This window comes from Teredinibacter turnerae T7901 (genome assembly GCF_000023025.1).
In the GTDB taxonomy this organism is placed as follows: Bacteria; Pseudomonadota; Gammaproteobacteria; order Pseudomonadales; family Cellvibrionaceae; genus Teredinibacter; species Teredinibacter turnerae_B.
The window spans coordinates 395,841-418,722 of the sequence record NC_012997.1; the positions used below are offsets into that span (position 1 = coordinate 395,841).

The 22,882-nt window shown below is 53.0% G+C and carries 18 protein-coding genes and 1 other RNA gene; 8 read left to right on the forward strand and 11 right to left on the reverse strand.

From position 1 onward, the window contains the following. Window positions 1-40: 40 nt before the first annotated feature. Together argE and TERTU_RS01680 are read right to left on the reverse strand one after the other, a co-directional pair. Window positions 41-1,207: an acetylornithine deacetylase gene (argE, locus tag TERTU_RS01675; protein ID WP_015820284.1), complete on the reverse strand. Its 1,167-nt coding sequence runs from the start codon at window positions 1,205-1,207 to the stop codon at window positions 41-43. Between the two features lie 33 nt (window positions 1,208-1,240). Continuing rightward, on the reverse strand, window positions 1,241-2,044 hold the full coding sequence (locus TERTU_RS01680) for a PhzF family phenazine biosynthesis protein (protein ID WP_015819889.1): 804 nt from the start codon (window positions 2,042-2,044) through the stop codon (window positions 1,241-1,243). Between the two features lie 130 nt (window positions 2,045-2,174). On the opposite strand from TERTU_RS01680, the gene tfpB reads away from it, so the two are divergent. From tfpB to TERTU_RS01705, 5 genes are all read left to right on the forward strand, one after another. Then, window positions 2,175-3,953 (forward strand): type IV pilus assembly ATPase TfpB, encoded by a 1,779-nt coding sequence (gene tfpB / locus TERTU_RS01685; protein WP_015818161.1) that lies wholly within the window; start codon window positions 2,175-2,177, stop codon window positions 3,951-3,953. Between the two features lie 300 nt (window positions 3,954-4,253). Then, window positions 4,254-6,539, forward strand: coding sequence for a formate C-acetyltransferase (gene pflB / locus TERTU_RS01690; protein ID WP_015819247.1), 2,286 nt, complete (start codon window positions 4,254-4,256; stop codon window positions 6,537-6,539). A gap of 139 nt (window positions 6,540-6,678) precedes the next feature. Then, window positions 6,679-7,233: an adenylyltransferase/cytidyltransferase family protein gene (locus TERTU_RS01695; RefSeq protein ID WP_015820803.1), complete on the forward strand. Its 555-nt coding sequence runs from the start codon at window positions 6,679-6,681 to the stop codon at window positions 7,231-7,233. 104 nt (window positions 7,234-7,337) lie between these two features. After that, window positions 7,338-9,041, forward strand: a complete 1,704-nt coding sequence (locus TERTU_RS01700; protein WP_015820207.1) for a mechanosensitive ion channel family protein — start codon at window positions 7,338-7,340, stop codon at window positions 9,039-9,041. Between the two features lie 344 nt (window positions 9,042-9,385). After that, the gene (locus TERTU_RS01705) at window positions 9,386-10,801 is read left to right on the forward strand and encodes a sugar porter family MFS transporter (protein ID WP_015820553.1); all 1,416 of its coding nucleotides are present in this window, start codon (window positions 9,386-9,388) and stop codon (window positions 10,799-10,801) included. A gap of 26 nt (window positions 10,802-10,827) precedes the next feature. Here TERTU_RS01705 and TERTU_RS01710 read toward each other — a convergent pair whose 3' ends face one another. From TERTU_RS01710 to ilvA, 4 genes are all read right to left on the reverse strand, one after another. Next, on the reverse strand, window positions 10,828-11,532 hold the full coding sequence (locus TERTU_RS01710) for a hypothetical protein (RefSeq protein WP_041590013.1): 705 nt from the start codon (window positions 11,530-11,532) through the stop codon (window positions 10,828-10,830). A gap of 130 nt (window positions 11,533-11,662) precedes the next feature. Continuing rightward, window positions 11,663-12,973, reverse strand: a complete 1,311-nt coding sequence (locus TERTU_RS01715) for an MFS transporter (RefSeq protein WP_015817698.1) — start codon at window positions 12,971-12,973, stop codon at window positions 11,663-11,665. A gap of 292 nt (window positions 12,974-13,265) precedes the next feature. Next, window positions 13,266-14,570, reverse strand: a complete 1,305-nt coding sequence (locus TERTU_RS01720) for a glycerophosphodiester phosphodiesterase family protein (RefSeq protein ID WP_041590014.1) — start codon at window positions 14,568-14,570, stop codon at window positions 13,266-13,268. Window positions 14,571-14,730: 160 nt separating this feature from the next. Further along, entirely contained in the window at window positions 14,731-16,245 is a 1,515-nt protein-coding gene (gene ilvA / locus TERTU_RS01725; RefSeq protein WP_015816947.1) for a threonine ammonia-lyase, biosynthetic, read from the reverse strand. Between the two features lie 217 nt (window positions 16,246-16,462). Here ilvA and rpiA point away from each other — a divergent pair, with 217 nt between their 5' ends. Then, window positions 16,463-17,140, forward strand: a complete 678-nt coding sequence (rpiA, locus tag TERTU_RS01730; protein WP_015819425.1) for a ribose-5-phosphate isomerase RpiA — start codon at window positions 16,463-16,465, stop codon at window positions 17,138-17,140. A gap of 14 nt (window positions 17,141-17,154) precedes the next feature. Continuing rightward, the gene (serA, locus tag TERTU_RS01735; protein WP_015820139.1) at window positions 17,155-18,390 is read left to right on the forward strand and encodes a phosphoglycerate dehydrogenase; all 1,236 of its coding nucleotides are present in this window, start codon (window positions 17,155-17,157) and stop codon (window positions 18,388-18,390) included. A 79-nt stretch (window positions 18,391-18,469) separates the two neighbouring features. On the opposite strand, the gene feoB is transcribed toward serA, so the two are convergent. Together feoB and TERTU_RS01745 are read right to left on the reverse strand one after the other, a co-directional pair. Next, a complete protein-coding gene (gene feoB / locus TERTU_RS01740; RefSeq protein WP_019601292.1) occupies window positions 18,470-20,560 on the reverse strand; it encodes a ferrous iron transport protein B in 2,091 nt (696 codons plus the stop codon). Next, window positions 20,557-20,793: a FeoA family protein gene (locus TERTU_RS01745; RefSeq protein WP_015818291.1), complete on the reverse strand. Its 237-nt coding sequence runs from the start codon at window positions 20,791-20,793 to the stop codon at window positions 20,557-20,559. The genes feoB and TERTU_RS01745 overlap by 4 nt, the downstream gene beginning before the upstream one ends. A gap of 567 nt (window positions 20,794-21,360) precedes the next feature. Here TERTU_RS01745 and TERTU_RS21935 point away from each other — a divergent pair. Beyond that, entirely contained in the window at window positions 21,361-21,537 is a 177-nt protein-coding gene (locus TERTU_RS21935) for a hypothetical protein (protein ID WP_155238656.1), read from the forward strand. Window positions 21,538-21,774: 237 nt separating this feature from the next. Here TERTU_RS21935 and TERTU_RS01750 read toward each other — a convergent pair whose 3' ends face one another. From TERTU_RS01750 to TERTU_RS01755, 3 genes are all read right to left on the reverse strand, one after another. Then, entirely contained in the window at window positions 21,775-22,332 is a 558-nt protein-coding gene (locus tag TERTU_RS01750) for a 5-formyltetrahydrofolate cyclo-ligase (RefSeq protein ID WP_015818965.1), read from the reverse strand. A gap of 5 nt (window positions 22,333-22,337) precedes the next feature. Continuing rightward, window positions 22,338-22,517, reverse strand: a non-coding RNA gene (ssrS, locus tag TERTU_RS21090) — 6S RNA. 76 nt (window positions 22,518-22,593) lie between these two features. Beyond that, window positions 22,594-22,881 carry a cell division protein ZapA gene (locus TERTU_RS01755; protein WP_015819431.1) on the reverse strand — a complete coding sequence of 96 codons (288 nt, stop codon included), beginning with the start codon at window positions 22,879-22,881 and terminating at the stop codon, window positions 22,594-22,596. Window position 22,882 lies beyond the last annotated feature (1 nt).

Here is a 22,882-nt window from a genome sequence, read left to right on the forward strand (position 1 = left end):
CTTAAGCAGGCAAAATTATCGATGAGACGCGACCGCTTTATCAAGCGGCCGATGTTGTCTGTAAGCAGAGCTGGGTAATCAGGTTGGCAATTACATCGACTGCGGGCGCCACCTGTTCGTGAGCCATATACTCATTGGGTTGGTGAGCCTGATCGATTGAGCCTGGCCCCATTACCAGCGTTTGCATTCCCAGCTTCTGCAGAAACGGAGCTTCGGTGGCGAATGCTACACTCTCGGACTTGAAACCGGTGAGTTTTTCTGCAAGCAGCACCAATTCGCTGTCGGCGCTTTGTTCGTAGGCATCGATTCCGCCAATCAAGTTCTCCAGAGTAAGCGGTGTGTTGTGGGCGTCTCCGATGGGCGTCAGGCGCTGTTCCAACTGGTGATGTAAGTCACCGATGTCCATCCCGGGCAGCGGGCGCAGGTCAAAGTGCATTTCGCAGTGGCCGCATATACGGTTCGGGTTGTCGCCACCGTGGATATAGCCGGGGTTGAGTGTAGGGAACGGAATTGCAAAACCCTGATTGCTGTATTTAGCCTGAATTTCACTGCGGAATTTGAGCAGTTCACCGAGTACGGCATGCATGGATTCCATTGCGTTGTGGCCGAGCGCAGGGTTGGACGAGTGCCCCGCCAAGCCCTGAATACGAATGGCTTCCATCATAATGCCCTTGTGCATGCGAATCGGGTGCATACAGGTGGGCTCGCCAATCACCGCGTAGCGGGCTTTTGGCAGACCGGCTTTAACCAGGGCTCGTGCACCACTCATCGAGGACTCCTCGTCAGCGGTGGCGAGCACAATCACCGGTTGCTGAAGCTTGTCGAGATGCTCGTCCAGGCGATCGAGTGCTGCCAGCACTACCGGGAAAAACCCTTTCATATCTGTGGCACCGAGCCCGTAAAAACGGTTGTCTCTGCTGGACAGGGTAAAAGGGTCTTGTTCCCAGCGGTCGGGATTACAGGGCACGGTATCCGTGTGGCCCGAGAGTACCAGCCCGCCAGGGCCACTACCGCGGGTGGCAATCAGGTTGGCTTTGTTATCAGGCAGTTCCTGGAATTCCACTTGGAACTGTTTGGCGGCCAGCCATTCGGCCAGCAGTTCAACGACGTTGCGGTTGCTCATATCCAGCTGCGGGCTGGTACAACTGACCGAGGGCTGGGCGATAAGGTCCGCCAGCCTGCGGGTGAATAAACGGGTATCGATCATACATGTCCTGATGGGAGCTTGGCGCTCCCACAATCATAGATAGAGACTGGCCTTCATAACCGTGACCGCAGTACCGGCAATCAGCACTCGGTCACCTTTTTGCTCTAAGTGTAGATCCCCGCCGCGGGCGGAGATTTGCCGTGCCTGGAGTGTTTTCCTACCGAGTTTATTGCCAAAATGTGGCATCAACAGGGTATGAGCGGAACCGGTGACCGGATCTTCCGGAATACCTGACGCCGGCGCAAAAAAGCGACTCACGAAGTCTGGTTGTGGGTCGGCGACATAGTCATTGGCCAGGGCGCAACAGCATACACCCATGTACGGCAGTTTACGAAGTCTATCCATATCCGGATTTAAGTTGCAGACCTTGCGCGCGCTGTCGAGTTCGACCAGGAGTTTTGTCCCGTCAGTCATGAGCGCCAGTGGGCGCGCGCTAATGGCATCGATAATCTCGTTGGTAGCGGACACAGGCGTTAATGTTGCCGTGGGAAAATCCATCTCGATCAAACCAGTGTCGGCTTTTCTGGTGCGCAGCTCTCCGCTGAGGGTGTCGAAATACAGGGTGTCCGCGGAGTAACCCAAGTGGTTAAACAGCACGTGTGCGGTGGCCAGCGTGGCGTGTCCACAGAGTGCAACTTCAGTGGTGGGGGTAAACCAGCGCAGGCCGAAGCGGTCACCGTCACGTACGGCGAACGCGGTTTCTGACAGGTTCATCTCGGCCGCAATATTGCGCATGGTCTCTTCGTCCAAAGAACGCTCCAGCACCAGCACCGCGGCAGGATTGCCGGCGAAGGGGCGATTACTGAAAGAGTCCACCTGATAAACCGTGAATTCCATGATAGTTCCTTACAATTGATGAATGCATGTGGTTTGATGGCTTATATGACGCGAGGGCGACCTTGCCATGTGAGTTACAATCTTTACAGACAACCAATGAAAACTGGGTCAATGTTGACCGCGATTATTTATGAAATCTGACTTTCTCGCCGAACGCGCGCTGGACTTGCGTTCACTGCTTTTAGACCTGGTCGACGAAGGCTTCGTTCAACAGGAAGAAGCCAATATGGTCATGGGGGCGCACCGCACCCGTGAGCAAACGCTGATGCATCCGCTCACTTACCTCGCCTCGCAGGAGCTGGAAAACTTGCGGGTACCAGGGAAAAAAATGGATGAGCTCACACTTACCGAGTGGCTCGCGGAAAAAGCAGGGCTCCCGTTATTCCATATCGATCCAATGAAAATACCGGTAGCGAAGGTTGCGGAAGTCATGTCCTACCAGTTTGCCAAGCGCCACGGTCTGTTGTGTGTGGGCGTGACTGCGGAAATAGTGACGATTGCCGTGAGTCAGCCGTTTATTACCGAATGGGAAATGCAGCTCGCGCAAACAGTGCGGCAGCAAATTAAACGGGTTTTTGCTCGCCCGTCCGATCTCAACCGGTACCGCGTGGAGTTTTATTCGCTGGCTCGCTCTGTCAGCGGCGCAGAGGATGGCGGTGGCAACACCCGCTCCGGTGCCGCCAATTTTGAGCAGCTGCTGGAACTTGGCCGCTTAAAAGACCCGGAAGCCAATGATCAACATGTAGTTAATATCGTGGACTGGCTGCTGCAATATGCTTTCGATCAGCGCGCCAGCGATATCCATCTGGAGCCGCGTCGCGAAATCTGCCGCATGCGTTTTCGTATTGACGGTGTACTGCATAATATTTATGAGTTTCCGGCCAATGTGGCCACCGCGATTGTCAGCCGCTTAAAAATTCTGGGGCGGATGAACGTCGCAGAAAAGCGCAAGCCGCAGGACGGGCGCATTAAAACCAAGCGGCCTAATGGAATGGAAGCGGAATTGCGTTTATCTACATTACCCACGGCATTTGGTGAGAAACTGGTAATGCGGATCTTCGATCCAGACGTACTGTTCCGTACATTTGAACAGCTGGGGTTGATGGGGGACGACTTCAAACGCTGGAACAGTATGACCGGTAAACCGCATGGTATTTTATTGGTGACTGGCCCCACAGGTTCGGGTAAAACCACGACGCTCTATTCCAGTTTGCGCCAGCTGGCTACTGAACAGGTTAATGTTTCCACCATTGAAGATCCGATAGAAATGGTGGAAGAGGCGTTTAACCAGACTCAGGTACAGCACAATATTGAATTTGATTTTGCCGCTGGAATACGCACCCTGATGCGTCAGGATCCAGACATCATCATGGTGGGCGAAATTCGCGATCGCGAGACCGCGCAAATGGCGGTGCAGGCGGCGCTTACAGGGCACTTAGTGCTGTCCACCTTACACACCAACGATGCCGCTTCGGCAATCACTCGGTTACTGGATCTGGGTGTGCCCAGCTATCTGTTGCGATCCACCGTGCTTGGTGTGATGGCGCAGCGCTTAATTCGGACATTGTGCCCGCACTGCAAGAGCGAAAGTACCATTAGCAGTAGCGATTGGGAAAATCTGGTACGGCCCTGGAAAGTTGCGCGCCCACCTAAAGTGTACGCTCCCGAGGGTTGTCTGGAATGCCGTAACACCGGGTATTTGGGACGGCAGGGCATCTACGAGATTCTGACCTTAACCGACAGCGTGCAGCAACACATCAGTGACACCCTCGATCTGCAGGCGATGCGACAGCAGGCGATGCGTGACGGTATGCGCACATTGCGCTTATCCGGCGCGCAAAAAATTGCCCAGGGCCGCACGACACTGGCTGAAGTACTGCGTGTTGCACCGCCACCAGAGAGTAGCTAGCCCGGCAAATCTCGCACGAGTATCCACCAATATTATTTTTAGTGAATCCGCCATTCACCCTAAAAATGGCGGATTTTTTTATTATGTCTGCGCTATCCGTAATACGTTATTCGAACGGCTATTCCCCTCTCCCCGTGTAAAGCTTGCACGAATTGCGTTGTATCAAATCGAATTTAGTGGGGCGGCGTAGAATATCAATCACGCCTGATTATCCCCCCGTTCCAACCGAACATTCGTACCTAATGGGTCTGCGCTCAAAAGGCGTTGCCCTTTTCGTTTTTTTATTGTGTGAGGCAATCTATGAATATTAAGGCAGAGATCTCCGAGAAAGCATCAGAAGTCGCCAGTGGTCCTGTGTGTGACCCATGGGCGGGCTTCGCTGCTGGCCCATGGCAAGAATCCGTCGATGTAAGAGACTTCCTTCAACGCAACTACACACCGTTCGACGGTGATGATGCGTTTCTCGCCGGGCCAACTCATCGCACAGAAACTCTCTGGAAAGAAGTCTTGGAGCTGCTCAAAGCCGAACAGGCTGCTGGTGGACCACTGGATTTTGATGCAGATACACCAGCCACTGTGACCTCGCATAAGCCCGGTTATATTAATCTCGCTCTGGAAAAAATCGTCGGCCTGCAAACTGATGCCCCGCTGAAACGCGCGATCGTACCTTTCGGTGGGATTCGTATGGTGCAAACCTCTTGCGAAACCTACGGCAAAGAATTAAACCCTGCAGTTCTCGAAGTTTTTAGTAAGTATCGCAAAACCCATAACCAGGGTGTGTTCGATGCCTATACCCCTGAAATTTTGCGTTGCCGCAAAGCGGGTGTGATTACAGGCCTTCCCGATGCCTACGGCCGCGGCCGCATTATTGGCGATTACCGACGTGTTGCCCTGTACGGCATTGATTTTCTCATTAAGGCTAAAAAGGCAGAAAAAGCGGAAACCGAAAGCTGGGATATGGTGGAAGATACCATTCGCCTGCGCGAAGAGCTCAGCGAGCAAATTACCGCGCTGCAGGATATCAAAGCCATGGCGGCGAGCTACGGCAGCGATATCAGCCACCCTGCGAAAACTGCACGTGAGGCCATTCAATGGACCTACTTCGCTTACCTCGCTGCGGTGAAATCGCAAAACGGCGCGGCTATGAGTATTGGGCGCGTGTCCAGCTTCCTGGATATTTATATTGAGCGCGACATGCGCAACGGCCTGCTGACCGAAGCGGAAGCGCAGGAGCTGATCGACGACTTGGTCATCAAGCTTCGCCTGGTGCGTTTTCTACGCACACCTGAATACGACGAACTTTTTTCCGGCGACCCCACCTGGGTGACTGAGTCTATCGCCGGCATGGGCTGCGACGGCCGTTCACTGGTCACTAAAAACTCCTACCGTGTGCTGCAAACGCTGTACAACCTGGGGCCTGCGCCTGAGCCTAACCTGACGGTGTTGTGGTCCAATAAATTACCTAAAGGGTTCAAAGATTTTTGCGCGAAGGTATCTATCGACACCTCGTCCATCCAATACGAAAGCGATGACCTGATGCGCGATCGCTTTGGCGACGACTACGGGATTGCGTGTTGTGTATCTGCCATGCCTATTGGCAAACAAATGCAGTTCTTCGGTGCGCGTGCAAACCTCGCCAAAACCTTGTTGTACGCCATCAACGGTGGTGTTGACGAGAAAATCGGCTTGCAGGTCGGCCCTGCAGCAGAGGTCATGGTCGATGATGTACTCGAATACGACAAAGTGATGGAGCGCTTCGATACCTATATGGCGTGGCTTGCCAGAACCTACGTTGCAGCGCTAAATGCTATTCACTATATGCATGACAAGTACGCTTACGAGACACCGCTGATGGCGTTGCACGATCGGGATGTCAAGCGCACTTTGGCTTGCGGTATTGCCGGGCTCTCGATCGTCGCAGACTCCCTCAGCGCGATTAAGTACGCGAAGGTGACGCCAGTAATCGGCGAAGATGGCTTGGTAAAAGACTATGTGACCGAGGGCGATTACCCCAAATACGGCAATAACGATGATCGCGTCGATCAAATTGCCTGCGATGTGGTGAGCCGCTTTATGAACCATGTGCGTGCGAATAAAACCTACCGCAATGCAGAGCCTACCCAATCGGTTTTGACTATCACCTCCAATGTGGTTTACGGCAAAAAAACCGGTAATACGCCCGATGGACGACGTGCCGGCGAACCTTTTGCGCCTGGCGCCAACCCTATGCACGGGCGTGACACTAACGGAGCTCTGGCGTCGCTGTTGAGTGTTGCAAAACTTCCCTATGGTGACTCTGAAGACGGAATCTCCTACACCATGAGTATGGTCCCCAATGCTCTGGGCACCGACGATCAGGCAAAAACGTCTAACCTTGTCGGGTTACTGGATGGCTATTTTGGCTCTGCCGGCCACCACGTCAACGTCAATGTGCTTGCCCGTGAACTCTTGGTAGACGCAATGGAGCATCCTGAAAAATATCCACAGCTCACTATTCGCGTTTCCGGTTATGCGGTGAACTTCAACAAGCTCACCAAAGAGCAGCAGCAGGATGTTATCAGTCGTACGTTCCACGGCTGTTGTTAAGTGGCCGTTTAACGCATAGCAGCACAATAACACCACAACAACAAACCTGAAGGGGAAGTCATTAGCTTCCCCTTTTCTTTTACTGGGACGGCATCTGGTAGGATAGGTGGCTGTATTCACTGGCGAGCATGTATGAGATATGGCTGCAGCTTCAATTGGTGTACTCGGTTCTGCGTTTAATCCACCGCACAATGGCCATGCGGATGTTGTGGCGCAAGCGCTTGCTGAGTTCGATCGAGTACTCCTGGTACCGTCGTATCGCCATGCGTTTGGCAAAAATATGCTGCCGTACCACTGGCGTTTACAAATGGTGGCGGCACTGGTGGAAGCCATCGCCGATGACCGGGTGGCCCTGTTTGACATAGAAAAATCGCTGGCTGAGATGCAGGACGATCCAATGCGGCCTGTGTACACCTACGATGTCCTGGCAGAAACTGAGCGTCGATTTCCAAACGCCAAAATTGCCTTTATTGTCGGGCCAGACAATGCGGCAACCAGTACCTGGCAAAAATTTTATCGCGGTGACGAAATTGTTGCGCGCTGGTCTTTGTGGCCGGCGGCGGAGCGCATTCCGGTGCGCAGCAGCGATATTCGCGCGCAGGTTGAGCTTGGTATCTACCCATCTTCAGCACAGTGTCCGCCAGAGGTTGCGCGCCTGTTGCGTGCATGTTTAACGGACTCCAGTCACAAATAGCACACTCCATTGCTGTGACGTTTACGATTGCCAACGGTTTCTCTCGTTACACACTCTATAATGCACGACACTTGAATTGCTTCCCCGTTGTGTAAGGATTTTCCATGTTGTTCCCCCGCTTGCGCCGACTGGTCAGAGCATTGCCTATGCTCTGTGTATTTGTCTGTTTATGCGTGTATGCGCAATCTGAAAATCCGCCGACGACCTCACTGGAGCCGAATTACAGCGAAGAAGAGCTGCGCATTCTGGCAGCGGCTGAGCGCGTAGAGTCAAACAAAGCCAAGCTTGAAGCACTGGATGCGGCTTATAAAAAATCCTCGGGTGAAACTAGCGAATCTATCGTGCTGCAGCGACTGGATACCTACGACAGCCTGATTAAAGAGCTGCGGGAATTTACCAGTTTGGTCGGGGATTATAAAAATGGTGGCGGCACGCCGGATCATTTGCTCGGCGACTTTAATGAAGAAATGCTGAATACCGGGCGCTCGTTACGTGCAGATATCCGCACCTACCTTAGCCGTTACAACGAAAACAGTATCGAGCGTGATACGGCCACGGCCGATGGTTTGCGCAGCTATATTTTCGACAATCGCCTGCTTGATATGGGGTTTCGGCTGCTATCGGAATATGTTGCTGTGATTGAGCAGCTCGAATTTAGTGCCGCACCTTCACGACGATTTTTAATGAGCGAAGTGCCCTTGCGGGCCGACAGTTTATCTGGCCAGATTCGCCTCAACACAGAGCGCCTCAACGAGGCAAAGGCGCTGCTCTCGATAAAAAAAGACGATGCCGACGTTTTGGAAAAGCAGCGGCTGGCGACTGAAAAGCAGGAATCGGACACCCACAGTTTATTGTTGATTATCGACATTGCCGAAAAACTGGAGCTGGACGTCAGCCGCTATCGTCAATTGCTGCTGCGCACCACCGGCGAAATCAGCGCGGATTTAATTGGCTCAAATGTACTGAGCGGTCTGTTTTACGATTGGTGGATTTCGGTAAAACAATCCGTGGGGACCACGCTCGCCAATTTTATGATCAAAGCCGGTGTCTTTCTCGGCATTCTGCTGGTTTTTCACGGTATAGCTACGCTGGTAAGTCGGGTGCTTTTACGCAGCCTGACATCAGGATCAGTCAACCTGTCGGTGCTGATGCAGGATATGCTCACCTCGATGACCGCGCGCCTGATTATGCTGTTGGGTTTGCTGGTGGCGCTGGCGCAGGTAGGGGTTTCGCTCGGGCCGGTGTTGGCGGGTTTGGGGGTGGTGGGTTTTGTGATCGGTTTTGCGTTGCAGGACACCCTGGGTAATTTTGCTGCGGGGGTGATGATCCTGGTGTACCGGCCTTACGACGTGGACGATTTTGTGGAAGCCGCAGGAGTGTTTGGCAAGGTGCGCAGCATGAATATTGTGTCTACCACGGTGCTGACCATCGACAATCAGACGTTAATTATCCCCAACAGCAAAATCTGGGGGGACGTGATAAAAAACGTGACTGCGCAAAAAGTGCGACGTGTGGATATGACGTTTGGCATAGGGTATAGCGATGATGTGGAGCACGCGGAACGGATTCTCGCCGATATTGTTGAAGAGAACGAGAAGGTACTGCAGAGCCCTGAGCCAATGATCAAGCTCAATGCACTAGGCGAATCATCGGTGGATTTTATCGTGCGTCCCTGGGCCAAAACCGAACACTATTGGGACGTCTACTGGGAAGTTACCCGAGAGGTGAAAATGCGGTTCGACCGCGAGGGGATTACCATTCCGTTCCCCCAGCGGGATGTTCATATCTACCAGCAGAGCAAAGATTAACCAATCTGCGGCGGGATACATTACCAAGTTGCGGTTTATCCCGTTTTAAGTCCGTCTTAGAGTTTTTTGGACTACTACGAAGGTGGGTGTTCGGTGTAGACTTGGCGTCTGTATATAACTATAAAGCAGCAGAAAAGTGTGGTTTCTGGGGGCTATTCTGCAATTGCCAATGATTTGATCTCACCACCTGAAGGCTACGCCTGTTGGGGCCGATCAGACGTATTTTGTCATCGCACATCCTCCGGCTCCCAGCCCCATCTCGACCGCTGCACAATGTTTCCGGCGGCACTTACCTGCCCGGATTACCACAACAACTATAAACTCAAATGAACGGGGTCATTCCCATGAATCAAGCCACTTCGGGTAACACCGAAAACTTTGCTTTTATCCTTCTTATCAGCGGTGTCGCCACCATTGGTGGGTTCCTTTTCGGATTCGATAGCGGTGTTATTAATGGCACCGTAGACGGACTGAAAGTCGCCTTTAACTCGGACGACGTGGCCAGCGGTTTCAACGTTGCGTCAATGCTTCTGGGTTGTGCGGTCGGTGCTTTCTTTGCCGGGCGCTTGGCCGACCTCTACGGCCGTCGCTTTATGCTGATTATCGCGGCGATTTTCTTTATTGTTTCCGCCTGGGGCTCTGGCATCGCCGGTTCTTCCGGTGAATTTATTATTTACCGGGTTATTGGTGGTCTGGCCGTGGGGGCAGCGTCCGTTATGGCGCCCGCCTACATTGCGGAAGTGGCGCCGGCTCGCTATCGGGGAGCCTTGGCTACAGTGCAACAGGTGGCGATTATCACCGGTCTGTTTATGGCGTTCCTGAGTAATTATTTTCTGGCCGATGCGTCCGGTTCGGCAATGAACCCGCTGTGGATGAACTTCGAGACTTGGCGCTGGATGTTCTGGATAGAATTGATTCCTGCGTTTGTGTTCCTGTTTGCCCTTCTCCTTATTCCCGAAAGCCCGCGCTTTTTGGTAGTGAAGCAGCACAAAGAAAAAGCCCTCGGCATTCTGCAACGTCTTTATGGCAATGTCGCCGGTCAGCAGAAACTCGATGATATTGATGCGTCTCTTGAGGGTGATCATCACCGACCCAAACTGGGCGATCTGATCGACAAAGCGTCTGGCAAGTTGCGCCCGATTGTGTGGGTTGGTATTGGCCTGGCAACCTTCCAGCAACTGGTGGGGATTAATGTGGTCTTCTACTACGGCGCCGTGTTGTGGCAGGCGGTTGGCTTTGGTGAAAATGATGCGCTGCTGATCAACGTGGTGTCAGGCGCATTGAGCATTGGCGCGGTGATACTGGCGTTGGTACTGGTGGATAAAATCGGCCGTAAACCCATTTTGTTGATTGGCTCAATTGGCATGACTGTCACGCTTGGCATTACTGCGTTTGCCTTCACTACAGCGAGCCAGAACGCTGCTGGTGAAGTTTCTTTAGGCGATGGTATGGGCGTGGTTGCGCTGATTTCCGCCAATATTTACGTGATGTTCTTTAATTTCAGTTGGGGCCCTGTTATGTGGGTACTGCTGGGCGAGATGTTCCCCAATCAGATTCGCGGTTCCGGCCTGGCCGTTGCCGGTCTCGCGCAATGGGGTTCGAACTTCCTGGTGTCCTGGACATTCCCCATGCTGCTCGGTTCGCTGGGGCTCGCGTTCGCGTACAGCCTTTACACCTTGGGTGCATTAATCTCTATTTTCTTCGTGGCGAAGTTTGTCTACGAAACCAAAGGCATGGAACTTGAAAACATGAAGGGCTAAACGCGCTTCTTTACCGGTGGTAACCACTAGGGTTGCTGCCGGTAGTCCCGCAAGGCTTCGGCAATTCCTCGTTTTATTTTCTCTCCCTCATCCTGACTCGTATCGCAGACGAACGGCAGCGACCAAAGCCCCGTTTCTGTGAGGCTCTTGGGTGGTGTGTATACGGAGCAGTAGCGCCCGTTTTTTCTCACTGTGCGCCCATGAACATCGGTAAAAGTGTGTTTGTGCTTAAAGGCATCGATTTGCTCGCTGCGCGATGGGCCTGTGTCTCGTTTAAATTTATTTCTCAGCCTTGGGTCGAATACGCGCAAGCTGTCGCTCGACTGCTCGGACTTCTGCGAGGCGGTATATTTTGAGTTGGTTTGGGAGGCGGCTGGCGCAGGGGGGTGAGTGGGAATTGCTGGTAACTGTTGCCGACGCATATTTTGCTCAGTGGTCTGCTGATTGTCAGTGGCAGAGTTTGAGTCGCTTGTCTCTGTGTTGGTTTCTGAGTGTGATACTGGAGTGGTCTCTGATAGTGGCAAAGGTTTGCTGGCTAACGCATTCGACTGCGGTTCGGGTGATATATCGGGTGAAGCTTTACGCAGGGTAACGGCAAAGGTCTTTCGCTCAGATCGCGCGAATTCAGGGGGTTCTGCGGTTTCGGGCAGCAATAACAGAATGCTGTGAAGACCGATCGAAGCGGCTGCGGCGATAGTGCCGCGCCTGGTTAAGAACTCCGCTAGTGTCATTCGCCCTGCCATGCTCTGCATTCAACGTTGCAGTTATGACAGAGACAAGGCGCTAGCGGTTCCTGCGGTATTTCTGTGGCTTGAATGAAGTTAACTGGAATGCCCGGTGAACACCGGGCAAGGCTAGGGATCAGGTGCTGGGTGAATCGTCGTGCTTCACGTAAAACGGGGCAAACCAGCAAATAATAAATGAGGGAATGGTCGCGGCCATCACGAATGCAAAGTAACCAATGTAGCCCATTAATTCCTGCAGTGCGCCACTGACCATACCGGTTAACATCATGCATAAACCCATCAATGCCGTGCCAAACGCATAGTGAGTGGTGGCGTATTTGCCGGGCGCAAGCTGCTGCATCAGGTAGATCATAAACCCGACTGAACCAATGCCAAAGAAGAACTGCTCCACCACAACACCGAGAGTAATCAGCACGTGGCTGTGTGGCTGATAGATCGCCAAAATCAAAAAAGTAATATTGGGAATGTTGACGCAGAAACACAGCGGGAAGAGTGCTTTTTCCAGGCCTTTCTTCGCCACATAGGCACCGCCCACTAGCGAACCAACCAATAGAGCACACAGCCCGAAGGTGCCGTAGATGATGCCGAATTCCTGGTTGGTCAGTGACAAGCCACCGTTGTCAAAAGCATCTTTCATAAACAGCATGGACGGCGCATTGAGAAAGCCGAAGCTGATACGAAACAGCAGCGCGAAGCCGATCATCAGCCAAATGCCGCGTTTTTGGAAAAACGTCACAAAGGCATCGGCCAGTGTTTTCATCGCTTCCATCGGGCTGGTTGGGGTGTTTTCCGCTCGCGAGCCTTCGGGCATCACTCGCCAGTGCCAGGCCGCCATGGCAAGCATCAGTATGCCCATTATGCCGAACACGATTTGCCAGGATTTGCTCCATTCGGGGCCGGATACGTGAGGATCATGGTTAAACAGGTATTGATGGAAGACACCACTGAGTACCACCATGACGCTCATCATTGCCAGCTTGCCCAGATTCCAGCTCAGGCTCTGCCAACCGCAGTAAAGCGCTTGTTGCTTCGCATCGAGCGAGGTTACATAGACGCCGTCAGTGGTGATGTCCTGGGAGGACCCAATAAATGAGAGCACCCAAAACATGCCCATCATGATGGTGATATAGCTGGGTAAATTCATTACCAGTGCTACGCCGACAAATCCGATCCCCAGTATCAGCTGCGACAGCAGAACAAAGAATTTTTTGGTTTTGTACATTTCCAGAAAGGCTGCGAACAGCGGCTTAATGGTGTAAGCCAGTCCGAGGGCGCTGGCGTAGGCTGCCGCGCGCGCATTGTCCATACCGAGGTTACTGAACATAACAACGGATGCAGCGGTAAGCATGTTGTAGGTGAGCGCCATGGTGAAATAACCGGACGGCACCCATAACAAGGGGTGTTTCATGGTGGTTGATTGAGTCATTGGTAAACCTTTTAATTGTTATGCTGTTTTTATCGGTAAGGTCCAAATGCCTGTGAGCAGGCTAGTAGGTGCTGCGATAGTAACAAATTCTGCGCCGTCATGAAGGTCAAACCCCTGGCCAGCGCGGGAGTTTTTGCGGTATCTCAATCGGGCATGATTAGCGGCGAAACAATGAGTCGCAAGGCGCGATATTCGCGTTGGGAGGCTAGGGCTTGAGTAAGGCTTGAGTAAGGCTTGAGAGGAAGCAGGCGTGGCTGTGGGCAGCCACGCGGGAGTAGTAAACTGAATGGACCTACAGGCCCATGCAGTTTGCGTAGTAGGTCACTGGTGCGGCCCAATCAGAAAAAATACCGATTATGCCAACATCTCGAGCGAGGACGTCCAGCAGGTCGTAGGCGTCGCCGTCGTTGTTAATAACACTGGGCTGCGGGTTGCTGCTGTCGGCATTTTGTCCGTTGATGGACTGATAGTACCAGCCGCCGCCAGTTGCCAGGGGGCCTGAGCGCTCGAAGGTCCAGGCGATAATGTCCAGACCAGCGGCTTTGGCTTCGTTGGCATAGAGCGAAGGTACAATTTTACCATCGGCCACATCGACCAACATCCACAGTGGTGGAGCGATGATTTGCACACCTTGTGCCGCCAGTTCCGCCATAGACGGCTCCCAGGTCGCTGGATCGCGGTAGTTGAAGCTGCTTGAGCTGTCACGACCATCGAGGAAGGCAGCTTGCTGGCCGAAAGCGGGCGTATGTTCGATCCAGTATTGAATATCGCTCAGGTTAAAAGACTGCGGATAAACGCGGGACGCTGGTACGCGGGCTTCGCGGTACTCGTCGATCATCTTTTGTGCATAATCTTCCTGGCTGAATCCGTTGAACGGCATGGCAACGCTTGGTGACTTCAGCTCCGGGGTCATTTTCACGCCGAGACTGGTGAACAGGGCAATACTCTCCTTGTGAGTCATGAGAGTGCCGCGCGTGGCGTAGAGGTCGGTTCGCCAGTCAGCTGTCGCATTCATATAGTCGGCAACGTTGGTAGCGCGATTGTTGGCCGCATCCATTTTACCCTTAAGGGTTTTGAACTCTGCCAGGGTAATGTCCGAGGTGCAGCACTGCGCGGACGCAGGCGAAATCATATTGCCTTGTTCATCGTATTGCGCTGGTACAAAAGGCTGGGTGCACTGATCGGCCAGATCGGTCGCCAGGATGTTGGTGGTGGTGTGCAGGTCGCATTGCGAGTGACGGCATACCAGTTCTTTGTCTTTGGTAAAGGTCACGTCGCACTCGATAATACCAGCGCCCATACGTGCTGCGGCAGTGTAGGATTCTTTGGTGTGCTCCGGAAACTGCAGAGGTGCGCCGCGATGGCCGATAGAGAAGCTGGTTTTGTGCGGGCGAATGTCACTGCAGCCCTGCAGCTTTTGCTTCAATTCGGAGTCATCCATATCTTCAACTAAAAAGTACGGACGCGGGCCAAGCTGGGTCGGTACCGGGCGGGCTTCGTTGATCGCTGCCTGCGATTTTGCCGCAGGCGCGGCGTTGCTAAACTGCGAGATTGCGAGTACGGAAAGTACCGCAGTGAGAAACATACGATGACGCATAAAACCCCCTTTTGTTATTAAATTCAGACAATGTCGGGCTGCGAGAGTAGAGCGCCAATATGACGTTAACATGCCGGTTTAGTGACTGCTGGATGACAAAAAGGCGCTAATTTAAAGCTTTAGCGCCTTCGTCTTAGAAAAGAAAAAATTAGTAAATACGTTAACTGAGAAAGTATTTATAGGCTTCGTTTTCGGTTTCGTCAGAGTAGGGGTAGCCGAGATCATCCAACAGCTCGCGCAGCTGTTTACGCTCGGTTTTTGGCACCTGCATGCCGACCAACACCCGGCCGCTGGCTGAGCCGTGGTTGCGATAGTGGAACAGCGAAATATTCCAGCGCCCGGCAAGTTTGTTAAGGAAGTTCAACAGCGCGCCCGGTCGTTCAGGAAATTCAAACCGATAAACGATTTCGTCCTCTACCTGCGGTGCGTGACCGCCAACCATGTAGCGAATGTGCAGCTTGGCAACTTCGTTATCTGTCATATCGACAACTTTATAGTCTTTGCTGCGCAGGTTTTCGATCAATTCATCGTGGTCGCTTTGTTCGCCGGAAACCTGCAACCCCACAAAAATATGCGCGTCGGTGGAATCGGCAAAACGGTAGTTGAACTCGGTGATCAGGCGTTTGCCGAGCAAGCGGCAAAAACCGCGATAACTGCCGGGCTTCTCTGGAATCGTAACCGCTAAAATAGCTTCGCGTTTTTCGCCGATTTCGGTGCGCTCGGAAATATAGCGCAAACGGTCAAAATTCGTGTTAGCGCCGCTGTCTACGGCCACCAGGGTATGCTCGCTGCATTGGTTTTGTTCGATATATTTTTTAAGGCCAGCAAGTGAGAGGGCTCCGGCCGGTTCGGCGATGGAGCGGGTGTCCTCAAAAATATCTTTGATAGCGGAGCAGATTTCGTCCGTGGAGACGGTTATAACGCCATCAATACATTCGCGGATAACCCGAAAGGTTTCCTTGCCAATTTGGGCGACGGCCACGCCATCGGCGAAAATGCCAACTTGCGGCAATTTTACCCGGCGTTGGGCGTCCATGGCGGCTTTTAAACACGCCGATTCGTCCGCTTCCACTGCAAAAACTTTGATGTCCGGGCGCACGTATTTAATGTACGACGCCATACCGGCGCACAGGCCACCACCGCCCACTGGTATAAACACGGCATCAATATTTCCGGTCCACTGGCGTAACAGTTCCAGCGCGACGGTTCCCTGGCCTGCGATCACGTCGGGATCGTCGTACGGCGGGATGTAGGTCATGCCCTTTTCTGCGACCAATGTTTTCGCATAGGCAGATGCTTCGTCGTAGGTATCGCCTATCTGCACTACCTTGGCGCCGTGGCGTTTCACCCCGTTTACTTTAATGTAAGGGGTGGTTTGCGGCATGACGATTGTGGCCGAAATACCCATGTGTTTGGCCGCCAGCGCCAGCCCTTGTGCGTGATTGCCTGCGGAGGCCGCAACTACGCCGCCTTTGCGCTGTTCATCCGACAGTTGCAGTAATTTGTTGTAAGCACCGCGAATTTTGAATGAGAACACCGGCTGCAAATCTTCCCGTTTAAGAAGAATGGTATTTCCCGTACGCAAGGAAATATTCGGCATCATATCCAGCGGCGTTTCGACAGCGAGATCGTAGATACGGGCATCAAGTATGCGTTTAAGGTAAGACTGCGGCATAGTAATCAGTGTTTTCGTGCTATTTCGTGCATAAGGGCGGCAATGGTAAAGGAAGCGGGTTGCGCTGTCATTGATCTTAACCTTTCCAACAGGGTGTTGCGGTGAAAGCTAGCATTGGTGTATCTCCTACTGACACTTGTGCCGTGGTTGATAAACCCCATGCCATTGCGGCGGATTTTTCGTAAAATGCGCAGCTCTTTGAACAGGGTGCGGTGTTATGAATCAACAAGAGCTGAAACAGGCGGTCGCGCAGGCCGCGGTCGACTACATTCTTCCGAAACTCGAGAGCGATACCATTCTGGGCATAGGAACCGGCTCTACCGCGGCGTTGTTTATCGATGCCCTGGCACAGCATAAAGGTCTTTTCCAGGGCGCGGTGTCCAGCTCAGAAGCGTCAGCTCGCCAATTGGAAGGCCACGGCATTCCTGTCTACGATCTCAATGAAGTCGATCGCCTGGTGGCCTATGTGGACGGCGCCGACGAGGCCAATGCGCGTTTACAGTTGATTAAAGGCGGCGGTGCGGCGTTGACTCGTGAAAAAATTGTAACCGCCTGTGCCGACGAATTTGTCTGCATTGCAGATGAGAGTAAATGGGTGCCGGTGCTCGGTAAATTCCCGCTGCCAGTTGAAGTGATCCCCATGGCTCGTAGCTTTGTCGCACGAGAGCTGGTGAAAATGGGCGGTAGCCCCGAGCACCGCCACGGCTGCACTACCGATAACGGCAATCATATTCTCGATGTTCACGGCCTCGAAATTCATCAGCCCGCCGAGCTGGAATCGGCAATTAATCAGATTCCGGGGGTGGTGACTAACGGATTGTTTGCACTGCGCCCGGCCGATGTGTTGCTGTTAGGTACCAACGACGGCGTTAAAACGCTTTACCCACATTCTTAAGGAGCCGCAGAACCATGGCGAATGCACAGACGTCCCTCGATAAAGCCAAAATTAAATTTTTACTGCTTGAAGGAGTGCACCAGTCGGCGGTGGAAAGCCTCAATCGCGCTGGCTACACCAACGTGGATTATGTAAAGACCGCACTGGCGGAAGAGGAGTTGATCGAGCGCATTAAAGATGCGCATTTTGTTGGTCTGCGCTCCCGCACTCAGCTTACGCGCAGGGTGATCGAGCACGCGCCGAAACTGGTTGCGGCAGGTTGCTTTTGCATCGGCACCAATCAGGTGGATCTGGATGCAGCGCAGGAGCATGGTGTTGCGGTATTTAATGCGCCTTTCTCCAATACGCGCAGTGTGGCGGAACTGGTGATTGCCGAAGCGATTTTATTGTTGCGCGGCATTCCCGCTAAAAACGCCGGTTGCCATCGCGGCGAGTGGGACAAATCTGCGGTTGGCAGTTATGAGATTCGCGGCAAAACCATGGGCATTGTCGGTTATGGCTCTATTGGCAGTCAGGTTAGCGTGATGGCCGAAGCCATGGGTATGCAGGTGGTATTTTTCGATGTCGTGACCAAATTGCCGTTGGGCAACGCGGTGCAGAGTAAATCCCTTACCGAGCTGCTCCAAGTTGCCGACGTGGTGAGCCTGCATGTGCCTGAGCTTGAAGCCACCAAAAATCTGATTGGTGAGAACGAGCTGGCGGCGATGAAGCCGCAGTCGTTTCTGCTGAATGCGTCGCGGGGAACTGTGGTTGATATAGACGCATTGGCTGCGGCGCTGGAATCCAAGCACCTGGCGGGTGCCGCGATTGATGTGTTTCCGGTTGAGCCCAAGGGGAATAATGAAGAGTTTGTCAGCCCATTGCGTCGCTTCGACAATGTGATTCTCACCCCGCATATTGGCGGTTCAACCATGGAAGCACAGGAAAACATTGGTTACGAGGTTGCAGAAAAACTTATCAAGTATTCCGACAATGGTACAACCACATCATCGGTTAACTTCCCTGAAGTGGCGCTGCCTGCGCATCGAGAGGTTCACCGCTTACTGCACGTGCATCAGAACGTGCCTGGGGTGATGACCGCGATCAACCGCATTTTTTCCGAGAACAACATCAATATCGCGGGCCAGTATCTGCAAACCAAGGAGAGCGTGGGTTACGTGGTGATTGATGTGGATTCAGCCTACAGCGACCTTGCCCTCAAGCAGTTGCGGGAGGTCGAAGGCACGGTGCGATGCCGGGTACTTTTCTAGCGCTGGCTGGCGTATCTCTGCCCATAAAAAAGGCCGCACTTGCGGCCTTTTTTGATTGCGGGCGATAAGTCGGTGTGCCTCAGGACAGATTCACAACGGGAATCCGGTCGCTCATACCGCGTTTCATGCGGTGCAGAATCCAGATATAGCTGCCGTAGAGCAAGGCTGTGGAAATAACGATCCAGCCAATCGCAAATACCGGAGAACTGGCGATGAGACTCAAGTGCCACATTACACTGGCCAGCCAATAAGAGAGCAATAGGCTCCAGACCACCGAAAACGCGAGCCACATGTGCCCGGCTTCCTTGTGCATTACGCCAATGGTTGCAACACAGGGCGCGTAAAGCAGAATAAACACCAGGTAGCAGAAGGCTCCCCAGGCTGAGGGGAATAGCTGCTGCATAGCGGTATAGCTGCCGGGCTGATCCCCTGCGACATCTTCCTGCGCAGAACCAATGCCGAGCGGGTCAGTAAAGGTGCCAGCCAGGCCCGCGAGACCATCCACCACGCTCTGCAAGGCGGCTTTGGCATCGCCGCCGAAGTCTGGCATGCCGCCCTGATCAGCATCTGAATCTGACGGCGAGTAGAGTGTGTCCAGGGTGCCTACGACCACCTCTTTGGCGAACAAGCCTGTAAACAAGCCGACGGTCGCTGGCCAATTGTCCTCGCCTACACCCATGGGGGTGAAAATCGGGGTCAGGATTTTGCCGGTGGCGGAGAGCGCTGATTTTTCCGTGTCCTGGTTGCCCCAACTGCCATCAGTGCCCAGTGAGGAAAAGACCGAAAGCAACAGTACCACCGCTACAATACGTCGCCCTGCGCGCCAGATAAATGAATACAAACGGTGCCATGTTTGGGTGAGTACGTTGCGCACCAAAGGGCGGTGATAGGCGGGCATTTCACTGATATTAGCGCCCACCATGTGCGAGAACAATTTGCGGCGGAGGACCCAGGCAGACAGTACGGCGACAATAATGCCCAGCAGATAAAGCGCGAAAATGGCATTTTGCGCTTGAGTTGGGAAGAAGGCGGTGCCGACGAACACGTAGACCGAAAGGCGCGCACCGCAGGACATAAAGGGTGCGATAAAAATGGTTGTCAGTCGTGCACTGGCCTGGCCGAGAGCGCGTGACGCCATTACCGAAGGCACGTTGCAGCCAAAACCGATAATCAGCGGGATGAACGCTTGTCCTGGGAGCCCGATTTTTGCCATCAGCCGGTCAATAACAAAGGCGGCGCGCGACAAATAGCCCGAATCTTCAAGCACCGACATGCACAAGTATAGGAAGCCGATCACAGGAATGAAGGTACCGACTAGCTGAATACCGCCACCGACGCCATCGGCCAGAATCGCAATTAACCATTCTGGGGTGCCGATACTGGCGAGCAGCCAGCGTGTTCCGTCGACAAACCAGCTGCCAAGCAAAATATCGAAAAAATCGATAAATACCGCCCCCAGGTTCACCGAAATAGTGAACAGCAAATACATCACCAGCAGGAAAAACGGTAGCGCCAGTTTTGGATGAAGCAGCCAGCGGTCGATCTTTTCGGTGCGGCTGCTGTCGCCTTCGCTGCGATAACTGGCGGCTGCTGCTGCCTGAATATCAATTTTATCGGCATCAACCAACGGGTAGCTGACCAGAGAGTTGGCGATAACATCTTTTAAGCCGGCGATCCCCTCGCCGGTTGATCCAACGACGCCGGCGACTGGCAGGCCTGTCGATTCATGCAGTGCGGCGAGATCGACTTTCATGCCTTCTGCGGCGGCCGAGTCGAGCATATTCACCACAAGAATCACCGGGGTACCGGTGGCGAGCAAGTCTGGCAGCAGCTCGAGCTGCTGTGGCAGGCGGGTAGCGTCCAGTACAAACAGGGCAAGCGCCGCGCGACCACTGGACATGTAGCTGTGGGCTACGCGTGATTCGACACCCTGAATGTCATCATGGAAGGTATAAATTCCCGGTAGGTCCACCAGAAGCGATTGCTGCTTTTGGATACTGAGCACGCCGTCTTTGCGCTCTACGGTTACACCGGGCCAATTGCCGGTGCGCTGGCGCGTACCGGTAAGTCGGTTGAAAAGGGTTGTCTTCCCGCAGTTGGGGCTGCCGATTAAGGCGATTTCTTTCACATTAGATTCCGCTAAATGGGCGGGCGAACCTTTGAGGCTCAAGCTTCGAGGGTGACGCCTATGTTGGCTGCTTCATCGCTACGAATGGCGAAAAGCGTGCCCCGACATTTTATTTGCATGGGGCCTTTGCCGCCACTGCGATGCAGGACTTTCACTTGCTCGCCGGGCTTAAGGCCCAAGGCGCCACACTGACGAATGAGTGCTTGGTTGTCGCCGTGTAAAAAATTAATGGTGGCAATCTTGCCGGTGGTCAATTGGTTTAGAGTGGTCGACATAATGACAAATACTACCTGTTGGCAAAGTAAGCGAATGTCCGGGGACGGTTGCGATAACGCAGATTGCTAAGTTCGTGCCGAAAATGGTTACCAATTAATAATAATTCTTATTATCGGTTGTTTGTTGACGCCTATCAAGAGAAAAGGGGATAAATCTTCGGGCTTTTACTGTTTCTGATTTAGAGCATGCACTGAATGTGTGGCTATTTATATCACTTGCACAAAACACGTGCGCAGTCTTGGGAAGATAATTGTTGGCTTTACGACATTAAAGTCATCCGCATGCAAAAAACTTCACAAAAACTTCACCCAGCGCTTCTCCGTCGAAAAGTAAGTAGTTACTTATACTGTGAGCCAGTACCTGCTTGCGTATGTCTTGGCGTGTTGAAATACGAGTGTATGTTTAAAATGCGGTGTATGCGGGCGACTTTGATATAGGTCTTTGCCTATTGGCATCTAAATAGGTATAAAACCTGCTCTTGCGATTGACTGCGGGGTGCAGATGAATTTGGTGCCAGTGTCCGCAATTTAAAGTAAGCGCCCCTGTTGGGGTGGAACATCACAATAATGAGACCGACAAGCGCAGAGGAAGTATTGATGAAGACTGATGTATTGACTCTAGCTGCAGTAATTTTTGTTGTAGGACTTATCGCAAGTGGGCTGGGGATTATTGGCGGTTCTGAAGCGGAAGCTGAAGATCTACCGCCTGCCGATCTCCATCAAGGAATAGTGGTCGAGCGCTAGCGCGCGCATTTCACCACTCAGGTTCGCCTCGCCTATTGCAGAGAGTGAAGCTTTGCCGCGCAATCATTGTGTGGCCGGATCGATAGACCCTTGAGTACCTGTTTGCGAGTGCCGCTTCCAGGTGGGCACTCAAGGGTTTTTAGCGTTCAGATGCGCTTAAAGCGTTTCGGTTTCAAGATTCTGTTGCCAAACACCCGGTGATGAAAGGCAAGTTTTCAAGCTAATCCCACAGTTTACTTACACGCTCAACCACTGGCGATCTGTCGCCACCGCATCCAGCGGAATATCCCAGTTGTCTACGAGCAGCGAATCCACTTCTTGCAGATGGTGCGCGAGCCCAACCAGCTTCGGCCGTAAATGGTTGCAGGCAAATGTGCGGTCGTAGAAGCCTCCACCCATGCCAAGCCGGTTGCCCCATTTATCGAACCCTACCAGGGGCATCAACACCAGATCCAGGCAGTCACCGGGCACATCAGCGTATTTGGGGAGAGGCTCAGGAATCTGAAACCTGTTGCGCCACATTTTTGCTCCGGCAGGCGCTATGCGAAACCGCAAGCGATCGCGCTGAACTACAGGCAGATACACTTGTTTGCCAAGCTTTCGCGCTGTGCGGGCAATAAGGTGAGGGGATATCTCGCCGTCGTTGGCGATATACACAGCGATGTTTTTGGCGGAACGAAAGGTGTGCTGGTGCAGAATTTGAGAGTAGATCGCCACTGCAGCCTGTTGCTGCTGGCTTGATGTCAGAGCGCGCCGTGCCTTGCGAAGCTGACTGCGCAGGAGATGCTTATTCATTGGGTTGGAGCCCCGGGAATGCCGCTGTCGACGTTACCTTGAACACCGACGGTTCAAGGGGGAGGATACTGCCATGCATTAGGCTTTCCGTCTCGCGGACATGCACACCAACACGGACGAGTAACCTCCGGGGTTACACTTATCGGCTCAGGGATTTTGCCAACTGGCGAGCACCCCAGGAGTTAAGAAAGTATATCACTGGATATTTTACGCACCAGTCTTGACATTTTTTGAAGCCGATATTGAGCGGAATTAGTCGTGCTATCCGTCCAGCGCGGAGTCGAGTTTTCCTAACAAGCGTTCGAGCGCAACAGACTGTTTTTGATCCGCCTGTTCGCCAATTTTGTTCAGGTCGTAACAGAGGTTTAGCGCAGCCATTATGGCAATGCGTTCTAAGCCAATAACATTTCCGGTACTGCGGATAACGCGCATGCGCGCATCCAGCTCTTTTGCAGCTCGCTGCAAAGACTCCCTCTCACTGGGGGGGCACGCAATTTGATAATTTTTATCGAGAATGGTGACTGTTACCGATTGCGGCTCACTGCTCATG

Bases quoted from the DNA above. Each gene is read 5' to 3' on its own strand.
- argE (WP_015820284.1), bottom strand. From the start codon at position 1,207: ATGATCGATACCCGTTTATTCACCCGCAGGCTGGCGGACCTTATCGCC.
- TERTU_RS01680 (WP_015819889.1), bottom strand. From the start codon at position 2,044: ATGGAATTCACGGTTTATCAGGTGGACTCTTTCAGTAATCGCCCCTTC.
- tfpB (WP_015818161.1), top strand. From the start codon at position 2,175: ATGAAATCTGACTTTCTCGCCGAACGCGCGCTGGACTTGCGTTCACTG.
- pflB (WP_015819247.1), top strand. From the start codon at position 4,254: ATGAATATTAAGGCAGAGATCTCCGAGAAAGCATCAGAAGTCGCCAGT.
- TERTU_RS01695 (WP_015820803.1), top strand. From the start codon at position 6,679: ATGGCTGCAGCTTCAATTGGTGTACTCGGTTCTGCGTTTAATCCACCG.
- TERTU_RS01700 (WP_015820207.1), top strand. From the start codon at position 7,338: ATGTTGTTCCCCCGCTTGCGCCGACTGGTCAGAGCATTGCCTATGCTC.
- TERTU_RS01705 (WP_015820553.1), top strand. From the start codon at position 9,386: ATGAATCAAGCCACTTCGGGTAACACCGAAAACTTTGCTTTTATCCTT.
- TERTU_RS01710 (WP_041590013.1), bottom strand. From the start codon at position 11,532: ATGACACTAGCGGAGTTCTTAACCAGGCGCGGCACTATCGCCGCAGCC.
- TERTU_RS01715 (WP_015817698.1), bottom strand. From the start codon at position 12,973: ATGACTCAATCAACCACCATGAAACACCCCTTGTTATGGGTGCCGTCC.
- TERTU_RS01720 (WP_041590014.1), bottom strand. From the start codon at position 14,570: ATGCGTCATCGTATGTTTCTCACTGCGGTACTTTCCGTACTCGCAATC.
- ilvA (WP_015816947.1), bottom strand. From the start codon at position 16,245: ATGCCGCAGTCTTACCTTAAACGCATACTTGATGCCCGTATCTACGAT.
- rpiA (WP_015819425.1), top strand. From the start codon at position 16,463: ATGAATCAACAAGAGCTGAAACAGGCGGTCGCGCAGGCCGCGGTCGAC.
- serA (WP_015820139.1), top strand. From the start codon at position 17,155: ATGGCGAATGCACAGACGTCCCTCGATAAAGCCAAAATTAAATTTTTA.
- TERTU_RS01745 (WP_015818291.1), bottom strand. From the start codon at position 20,793: ATGTCGACCACTCTAAACCAATTGACCACCGGCAAGATTGCCACCATT.
- TERTU_RS21935 (WP_155238656.1), top strand. From the start codon at position 21,361: ATGAGACCGACAAGCGCAGAGGAAGTATTGATGAAGACTGATGTATTG.
- TERTU_RS01750 (WP_015818965.1), bottom strand. From the start codon at position 22,332: ATGAATAAGCATCTCCTGCGCAGTCAGCTTCGCAAGGCACGGCGCGCT.
- TERTU_RS01755 (WP_015819431.1), bottom strand. From the start codon at position 22,881: ATGAGCAGTGAGCCGCAATCGGTAACAGTCACCATTCTCGATAAAAAT.